Here is an 8,393-nt window from a genome sequence, read left to right as displayed (position 1 = left end):
GTGCCGGGCCGCCTCGTGTCGTTCCTCAGACCACCCGGACACCGGCCCGCCACACCGCTTCGACCAGTGGGACGCCGGGCCGGTAGGCGAGGTGGACATGGCTCGGGGCGTCCAGCAGCACCAGGTCGGCCCGGCTCCCGGGCGTGAGGCGCCCCACGTCGTCGCGGCGCAGCGCGGCCGCCCCGCCCGCCGTGGCGGCCCACACGGCCTCGTCCGGCGTCATCCCCATGTCCCGCACCGCCAGCGCGACACAGAACGGCACGGACGAGGTGTACGACGAGCCGGGGTTGCAGTCCGTGGACAGGGCCACCGTGGCCCCCGCGTCCAGCAGCCGGCGCGCGTCCGGCCACTCGGCGCGGGTGGAGAACTCGGCGCCGGGCAGCAGCGTGGCCACCGTGCCGCCGCTCGCCAGGGCGTCCACGTCGGCGTCCGTGAGGTGGGTGCAGTGGTCGGCACTGGCCGCGTCCAGCTCCACGGCCAGCTGGACGCCGGGGCCGTACGAGAGCTGGCCTGCGTGGACGCGCGGGTGCAGGCCCTTGGCGCGGCCGGCGGTGAGGATCGCGCGGGCCTGGTCGCCGTCGAAGGCGCCCTTCTCGCAGAAGACGTCGATCCAGCGGGCGTGCGGGGCGCAGGCGTCCAGCATCTCCCCGGTCACCAGGGCGACGTAAGCGGCCGGGTCCCCGGCCAGTTCGGGGGCGACGATGTGGGCGCCGAGGTAGGTCACCTCGTCGGTGTGGGCGGCCGCGAGGCGCAGGGCTCGGGACTCGTCCTCGACGGTGAGGCCGTAGCCGGACTTGGTCTCCATCGTGGTGGTGCCCTGGCGCAGCGCCTCGGCGAGGTGGCGCGCGAGGTTCGCCTCCAGCTCCGCGTCGGAGGCGGCGCGGGTGGCGGCGACCGTGGTGCGGATGCCGCCGGCGCTGTAGGCGTGGCCGGACATGCGGGCGTTGAACTCGGCGGTGCGGTCCCCGGCGAAGACCAGGTGGGAGTGGGAGTCCACGAAGCCCGGCAGGACGGCCTTCCCACCGGCGTCGAGGCGATTGTCAGTGGCGGGTGCTTTCCTTGACTCACCGGCCCACACGACGCGTTCGCCGTCGATGACCAGGGCCGCGTCCTGGATGAGTCCGAGAGAGGAACTGTCACCGAGGGAGGGGTCGTTGGTGACCAGCGTGGCGATGTTGGTGATGGCGGTGCTGCTGCTCATGGTGTGCTCGGTGTCCTCGGAGGTGGCGGTGGGGGCGCCGGCAGGGAGGCCGGTGGGGGTCAGTCGCGCAGGGCGCCGATCGCGTCGGCGAGGGCGGAGGGCACATCGGGCACGCGCGTGTGCGCCCCGTCCCGTACGACCTGGCGGCCACCCACGACGGTGTGCCGGACGTCCGCCGCACTCGCCGCGAATACGGCCGTCTCGGCGCCGAGCCGGGGCGGCGGTCCGGCCGTCCTGACCGAGTCCAGCGCGATGGTGGTGAAGTCGGCCAGGCGCCCGGCCTCGATGGCGCCCGCCTCCTGCCAGCCGAGTGCCGCGTGGCCGTCCTCGGTGGCGGCGCGCAGCAGGGCGGCCGCGGTCCAGTGTCCCCGGATGCGGGTGCGCAGCCGTTCGTCCAGCTCCATCGCGCGCGCCTCTTCGAGCAGGTCGATGACGGCGTGGCTGTCGGAGCCGAGGGAGAGCGGGGAGCCCGCGCTCCGCAGGGCGACGGCGGGTCCGATGCCGTCGGCCAGGTCGCGTTCGGTGGTGGGGCACATGCAGGTGCCGGTGCCCGAGCCGCCGAGCAGGGCGATGTCCTCACCGGTGAGATGGGTGTTGTGCACCCCGGTGGTGCGCGGTCCGAGCACGCCGTGGTCGGCGAGCAGCCGGGCCGGGGTGACACCGTGCGCGGCGAGGCAGGCGTCGTTCTCGGCGGTCTGCTCGGAGAGGTGGACGTGCAGCGGGGCCCGCCGCTCCTCGGCCCAGCCCGCGACGGTCGCCAGCTGGGCGGCGGGGACGGCCCGTACGGAGTGGACGGCCGCGCCGATCCGCGCGTGATCCTGTTCCTTGAGAACTGAACAGCGTTCGGCCCAGGCGTCCGCCGTGCCGTCGGAGAAGCGGAGCTGATGGGCGCCGGGGGGCTCGCCGAAGCCCGCGGAGAGGTACGCGGTGTCGAGCAGGGTGATGCGGATGCCGGCCTCGGCGGCGGCCGCGATCAGGGCCTCGCCCATGGCGTTGGGATCGGCGTAGGGCCGGCCGCCGGGGGCGTGGTGGAGGTAGTGGAACTCCCCCACGCAGGTGATGCCGGCGAGGGCCATCTCGGCGTACACCGCGCGGGCGAGGGCGTGGTAGGTGTCCGGGGTCAGCCGGGCGGCGACCGAGTACATCACCTCGCGCCAGGTCCAGAAGGTCCCGGAGCCGACCTGGACGGTGCCGCGCAGGGCCCGGTGGAAGGCATGGCTGTGCGCGTTGGCGAGGCCCGGCAGGGTGAGACCGCGCAGGATTCCGGCGCCGGGCGGCGGGGCGGGGGTGCCGGTGCGGACGGTGGTGACGCGGCCGTCCGCGACCTCGACGAGCACTCCCGGCTCGACGTTCGCGCCGAGCCAGGCGTGCTCCAGCCAGTAGGTTCCGTGGGTCACCTGCGGCTCAGTCCTTCCAGTACACCGGCGAGGGCGCGCACCCCGGCCACGCAGTCGTCCTCGGTCGCGGACTCGGCCGGGGAGTGCGAGACACCGGTGGGGTTGCGTACGAACAGCATGGCGGTCGGGACGGTCCCGGAGAGAATCCCGGCGTCGTGCCCGGCACCGGTGCCCAGCACGGGCACCTTCAGCCCGGTGTCCCGGCCCAGGAGGCGGCCGAGTTCGTCGCGCAGGGCGTGGTCGAACTCCACGACCGGCGTGAAGGACTCCCGGACCACCTCCAGGTCGATGCCTTGGGCGTCCGCGTACTCCCGGGCGGCCCGGGTGATGCCGTCGAGGACCGTGTCCAGCGCTTCCTGGCCGGGGGCGCGGGAGTCCAGCCAGCCGCGCACCAGGGAGGGGATGGCGTTGACCCCGTTGGGTTCCACGGAGATCTTGCCGAACGTGGCAACGGCACCGGCGAGTTCGGCCTCCCGGCGGGCGGCCAGCACCGTCTCGGCGTACGTCGGCATCGGGTCGCGCCGGTCCGCGAGGCGGGTGGTGCCGGCGTGGTTGGCCTCGCCCCGGAAGTCGAACCGCCAGCGTCCGTGCGGCCAGATGGAGCTGGCGATGCCGACCTGGTCCCCGGAGAGGTCCAGCGCGCGGCCCTGTTCGACATGCAGCTCGACGAACGCGCCGATGCGGGCGAGGCGTTCGGGGTCGGCGCCGATGGCGTCGGGGTCGTGGCCCGCGGCCGCCATGGCCTCGGGCAGGGTGATCCCGTCGCCGTCGGTGAGGAGGTGCGCCTGATCGACGGTGAGCTGTCCGGCGGCGAGCCGCGACCCGACACAGGCCAGCCCGAACCGGGCACCTTCCTCGTCCCCGAAGTTGACGATGCCGAGGGGCCGGTTCAGCGGGGTTCGACGCGCCCGGAGTTCGTCCAGCGCCGCAAAGGCAGAGACCACACCCAGAGGCCCGTCGAAGGCTCCGCCGTCCGGCACGGAGTCAAGATGCGACCCGGTGACGACGGCATCCCCCTGGGCGGGGTCCCCGAGCCAGGCCCACTGGTTCCCGTTCCGATCGACCTCGTAGGCCAACCCCCGCCCCCCGGCCTGCTCCTTGAACCAGGCCCGGCATTCGGCATCGGCGGGGGTCCAGGCGTGACGCCGGTAGCCCCCGGAGTCCGGGTGCCGCCCGATGGGCAGCAACTCGGCCCACATCTCGTGGAAGGACGGTGGCCGGCCGGCCCGCCGCTCCGGCTGTGGGCAGTCGTTCCGCAGGGTGTGGGGGGTACCCCCCGCTGGAGCGGAGTCGAGAGCTCGGGGGAGGGCGGGCACAGCCGCACCCGCAGGCGGCAGCGCACCTTCAGCCCCCACCGAAGCCCCGCCGTCCCTCACGCGTCCCCACCCTCACGCATGGGCACCCGGACGTCCCGCTCCTCAGCCACGGACTCCGCGATGTCGTACCCGGCATCCACATGCCGGATGACTCCCATACCGGGGTCATTGGTCAGCACCCGGCGGATCTTCTCCCCCGCCAGCTTCGTACCGTCGGCGACACTCACCTGCCCCGCGTGGATGGACCGCCCCATGCCCACCCCGCCCCCGTGGTGGATGGAGACCCAGGACGCCCCGGAAGCCACATTGACCATGGCGTTCAGCAGCGGCCAGTCGGCGATGGCATCGGACCCGTCCAGCATCGCCTCGGTCTCGCGGTACGGCGACGCGACGGACCCGCAGTCGAGGTGATCCCGCCCGATGGCCAGCGGAGCGGCGAGCTCACCGCTCGCCACCATGTCGTTGAACAGCTCCCCCGCCTTGTCCCGCTCCCCGTACCCGAGCCAGCAGATCCGGGCCGGGAGACCCTGGAAGTGCACCCGCTCACCGGCCATCCTGATCCAGCGCGCGAGGGACTCGTTCTCCGGGAACAGCTCCAGCAGCGCCCGGTCGGTCTTGGCGATGTCGGCAGGGTCGCCGGAGAGCGCGGCCCAGCGGAAGGGGCCCTTGCCCTCGCAGAAGAGCGGCCGGATGTAGGCGGGGACGAAGCCGGGGAAGGCGAACGCCCGCTCGTAGCCCGCGAGCTGGGCCTCGCCGCGGATGGAGTTGCCGTAGTCGAAGACCTCGGCGCCCGCGTCCATGAAGCCGACCATCGCCTCGACATGCCGGGCCATGGACTCACGGGCGCGGGTGGTGAACCCGGCGGGGTCCTTCTCGGCGGCGTCGGCCATGTCCTCGAAGGCGGTGCCTGCCGGGAGGTACGCCAGCGGGTCGTGCGCGGAGGTCTGGTCGGTGACGATGTCGATGGGGGCGCTCATGGCGAGGAGCCGCGGGACCAGGTCAGCCGCGTTGCCGAGGACGCCGATGGAGAGCGGTCGGCGGGCGTCGCGGGCCTCCGTGGCGAGCTGGAGGGCGTGCTCCAGGCTGTCGGCCCTCACATCGAGGTACTTGTGCTCGATGCGGCGCTCGATGGCACGCGGGTCGCAGTCGACGCAGATGGCGACGCCGTCGTTCATCGTCACGGCGAGCGGCTGGGCGCCGCCCATGCCGCCGAGTCCGGCGGTCAGGGTGATCGTGCCGGCCAGGGTGCCGCCGAACTTCTTCGCGGCGACGGCCGCGAAGGTCTCGTAGGTGCCCTGGAGGATGCCCTGGGTGCCGATGTAGATCCAGGAACCGGCGGTCATCTGGCCGTACATGGTGAGGCCGAGGGCCTCCAGGCGGCGGAACTCCTCCCAGTTGGCCCAGTCGCCGACCAGGTTGGAGTTGGCGATGAGGACGCGCGGGGCCCACTCGTGGGTCTGCATGACACCCACCGGGCGGCCGGACTGGACGAGCATCGTCTCGTCCTGCTTGAGCGTCTTCAGCGTGCGCACCATGGCGTCGAAGGAGCGCCAGTCGCGGGCGGCCTTGCCGGTGCCGCCGTAGACGACGAGCTTGTCGGGGTGCTCGGCGACCTCGGGGTCGAGGTTGTTCTGCAGCATCCGGAGAGCGGCTTCCTGCTGCCAGCCCAGGGCGCTCAGTTCCGTGCCGCGCGGTGCTCGTACGGGGCGGGGTCCCGACATCGTGTGCTCCTCCTGTTGCTGTCGCTATTCACATAGTCCAGTTGTGAATAGAGCTAGTCAAGGGACCCGGTGCCATCGCCCGCGCGTCGGCAATGTTTGGCTGGTACCAGTGGACGGGGGCGAGCGAGAGGAACGAGGGAGCACCGTGGCACAGGAGACCGTGGAGACCATGGAGTACGACGGCACCGCCGAGCGGGAGCGGGAGGCCGCCGCGCGGATCGCCCGGCGGGACGCAGCCGTGCGGGGCGCGGTGACCGGCGGGCTGCTGGACCCGGACGCACCGCTGGTCGCGCTGCTGGACGTCGCCGGCATCCAGGAGTCGGCGGCGGCCCTGCACGCCGCGTTCGACGCCGTGGTGGCGCCGGGCACCCCGGTGCTGCACGCGTTCGCGGTGAAGGCGGCCCCGCTGGTGCCCGTACTGCGCCTGCTGCACGCGGCCGGCCTGGGTGCCGAGGCGGCGAGCCCCGGCGAGCTGGCCCTCACCCGCGCGGCCGGGGTACCGGCCACCCGGACCGTGCTTGACTCACCCGCCAAGACGCCCGGGGAGCTGCGCGAGGCGCTGGCGCTGGGGGTCGCCGTCAACGCGGACAACCCGCAGGAGCTGGCCCGGATCGACGCGCTGGTCGCCGCCGCGCCCACCCGCTCCGCGCTCGGCATCCGGGTGAACCCGCAGGTCGGCGGGGGGACCATCGGTTCTACGTCCACGGCGACGCCGACCTCCAAGTTCGGGGTGGCACTGCTGGACGAGGGGGCCAGGGAGTGGGTGGTGCGGGCGTATCTGGACCGGCCCTGGCTGACCCGGCTGCACGCGCACACCGGCTCGCAGGGCATCCCGCTGCCGCTGATGGCGCGGGGCGTGGCGGAGGCGTACGCACTGGCGGAGGAGATCAACGAGCGGGCCGGGCGGCGCCAGATCGACACGCTCGACATCGGCGGCGGCCTGCCGGTCGACTTCACGGCCGAGGCGACCGCGCCGACGTACGCGCAGTACGCGCGCCTGCTGGCCGGCGAGGTGCCGGGGCTGTTCGACGGGCGGTACGGGCTGGTGACGGAGTTCGGGCGGTCGCTGCTGGCCAAGCACGGCACGGTGCTGGCGCGGGTGGAGTACGCCAAGAGCGCGGGCGGCCGGCGGATAGCGGTGACACACGCGGGCGTGCAGGTGGCCGCGCGGACGGTGTACGCCCCCGGGCAGTGGCCGCTGCGGGTCGCCGCGTACGACGCCGAGGGCCGGCCGAAGTCCGGGCCCGAGGTGGTGCAGGACGTGGCGGGGCCGGCCTGCTTCTCCGGGGACCTGCTCGCCGAGGGCCGCGCACTGCCCCTGCTGGAACAGGGCGACCTGGCGGCCGTACTGGACACCGGCGCCTACTACTTCGCCCATCACTACTCGTACAACTCGCTCGCCCGGCCCGGCATCTACGGCTTCGGGGCGGACGGGGCCGGGGGCGTGGAGTTCGCGGTCGTGCGTGAGCCGCAGACGGTGGCGGAGATCGTGGCGGAGTCCGGCGGGGCGCACGTGGAGGCGCTCACCACTCTGGGTGCGCCCGGGAGCCGTTGACGCGGGAAGCCGGTCCGGTGAACAAAGGGACCAAGGACAGAGGGAGCAGAACGAAGGGACTGAAGGGGCCAGAGGGGCCAGAGGGGCCAGAGGGGCCAGAGGGGCCAGAGGGGCCAGAGGGGCCGACTCTCGCGCAGCGCGCGGCAGTCGGCCCACAGTAGTACGCCGGGCGCACGTTCCCACGGAAAATGCCAAAGCCCTCATCCGTCACGCACACGTTGCGTAGTCTCAGTGTCACTGAGCCGGAGTCCCAGGCGGGGAGGGAGCCCACGGTGCCCGGAATCGACGAATGCTTACTGGAAGCCATGCGGTTGCCCGGCGCGCGGGGAGCGGCGCTGGTGGACTGGACGAGCGGACTGGCCCTCGGCACGGTCGGCGAGGCGCCCGGCGGTGACCACGAGACCACGGCCGCCGAAGCCGCCGAACTGGCCCGGCTGGCCGCCGAGCACGGCGCCTTCTCTGCCGGGGAGGGCGCGGACGGGCGGCCGCCCGTCGAGGACGTGATCGTCAGCAACCACGACAGCTATCACCTGCTGCGGTTCGTGGTCACCTCCTTCGACAGCAGCGTCTTCCTCCATCTGTGGGTGGGCCGTGCGGAGGGCAATCTCGCGCTCGCCCGGATCAGGCTCGGCGAGATGGCCGACCGGCTGGTGCTGGGATGACCGTGGTGGACATTCCCCCGCCGCTGCCCGTGCGGGACCGGAGCGACCCGCGCGACCCGGCCTCGGGCGCCCTGTCCCCGATGCTTCGACGGCTCGCGGAGGAAGAGGCCAGCGGTGTGCTGGTCCGCGAGCACGGGACCCTCTACCTCGCCCGGGGCAGAGTGGTGCACGCCGAGAGTCCGCTCGCCCCCGGCCTCGGCGTGCTCCTCACCGCCCATGGCACCCTGGCGGCGACCGCCTGGCAGCGCGCCACCGAGCGCTCCGCGAGCCCGTCCGACGCCGCCCGGCTGCTGCTCGACGCCGGGCTGCTGCCCGAGGGCGCGCTCCAGCTGTGCCAGCTGGACGCGCTGTACGACGCCGGGTACTTCGCCCTCGCGCCGAGCAGCACACCGGGCCGGTTCCGCTACGACGGCGCACCCCGGCTGGGCCCGCTGCCCTCGGTGCCGGTGGTCGCGCTGGAGCGGGAGACGCTGCGCCGCCGTCTGCTGCTGCACCGGCTCTGGCCCGACCCGGCCGCCGACAGCGCCCCGCTGATCCGGGC

General features: G+C 73.6%; 6 protein-coding genes and 1 pseudogene. 3 read left to right on the top strand and 4 right to left on the bottom strand.

The genetic code is table 11. From position 1 onward, the window contains the following. Positions 1-25 precede the first annotated feature (25 nt). The 4 genes from hutI to hutU form a co-directional block, all read right to left on the bottom strand. Positions 26-1,201, bottom strand: a complete 1,176-nt coding sequence (gene hutI, locus ACFWN1_RS29760) for an imidazolonepropionase (RefSeq protein WP_384368669.1) — start codon at positions 1,199-1,201, stop codon at positions 26-28. Between the two features lie 59 nt (positions 1,202-1,260). Continuing rightward, positions 1,261-2,598 (bottom strand): formimidoylglutamate deiminase, encoded by a 1,338-nt coding sequence (locus ACFWN1_RS29755; protein ID WP_384368666.1) that lies wholly within the window; start codon positions 2,596-2,598, stop codon positions 1,261-1,263. Beyond that, positions 2,595-3,797: an allantoate amidohydrolase gene (locus ACFWN1_RS29750; RefSeq protein WP_384368663.1), complete on the bottom strand. Its 1,203-nt coding sequence runs from the start codon at positions 3,795-3,797 to the stop codon at positions 2,595-2,597. The genes ACFWN1_RS29755 and ACFWN1_RS29750 overlap by 4 nt, the downstream gene beginning before the upstream one ends. A 173-nt stretch (positions 3,798-3,970) precedes the next feature. Beyond that, positions 3,971-5,635 carry a urocanate hydratase gene (hutU, locus tag ACFWN1_RS29745; protein WP_384368661.1) on the bottom strand — a complete coding sequence of 555 codons (1,665 nt, stop codon included), beginning with the start codon at positions 5,633-5,635 and terminating at the stop codon, positions 3,971-3,973. A 169-nt stretch (positions 5,636-5,804) separates the two neighbouring features. On the opposite strand from hutU, the gene ACFWN1_RS29740 reads away from it, so the two are divergent. From ACFWN1_RS29740 to ACFWN1_RS29730, 3 genes and pseudogenes are all read left to right on the top strand, one after another. Next, complete coding sequence (locus ACFWN1_RS29740; RefSeq protein WP_384368672.1) at positions 5,805-7,190, top strand: diaminopimelate decarboxylase; 1,386 nt, start codon at positions 5,805-5,807, stop codon at positions 7,188-7,190. Positions 7,191-7,462: 272 nt separating this feature from the next. Beyond that, the gene (locus ACFWN1_RS29735) at positions 7,463-7,852 is read left to right on the top strand and encodes a hypothetical protein (RefSeq protein WP_384368658.1); all 390 of its coding nucleotides are present in this window, start codon (positions 7,463-7,465) and stop codon (positions 7,850-7,852) included. Next, a pseudogene (locus ACFWN1_RS29730) lies at positions 7,849-8,393 on the top strand (transcriptional regulator); the annotation flags it as partial. The gene ACFWN1_RS29735 and the pseudogene ACFWN1_RS29730, both read left to right, overlap by 4 nt.

The organism is Streptomyces sp. NPDC058459 (assembly GCF_042721685.1).
Taxonomy (GTDB): Bacteria; Actinomycetota; Actinomycetes; order Streptomycetales; family Streptomycetaceae; genus Streptomyces.
Note: the sequence above shows the minus strand (reverse complement) of the source record. Positions and strands in the feature narration are given on the sequence as shown.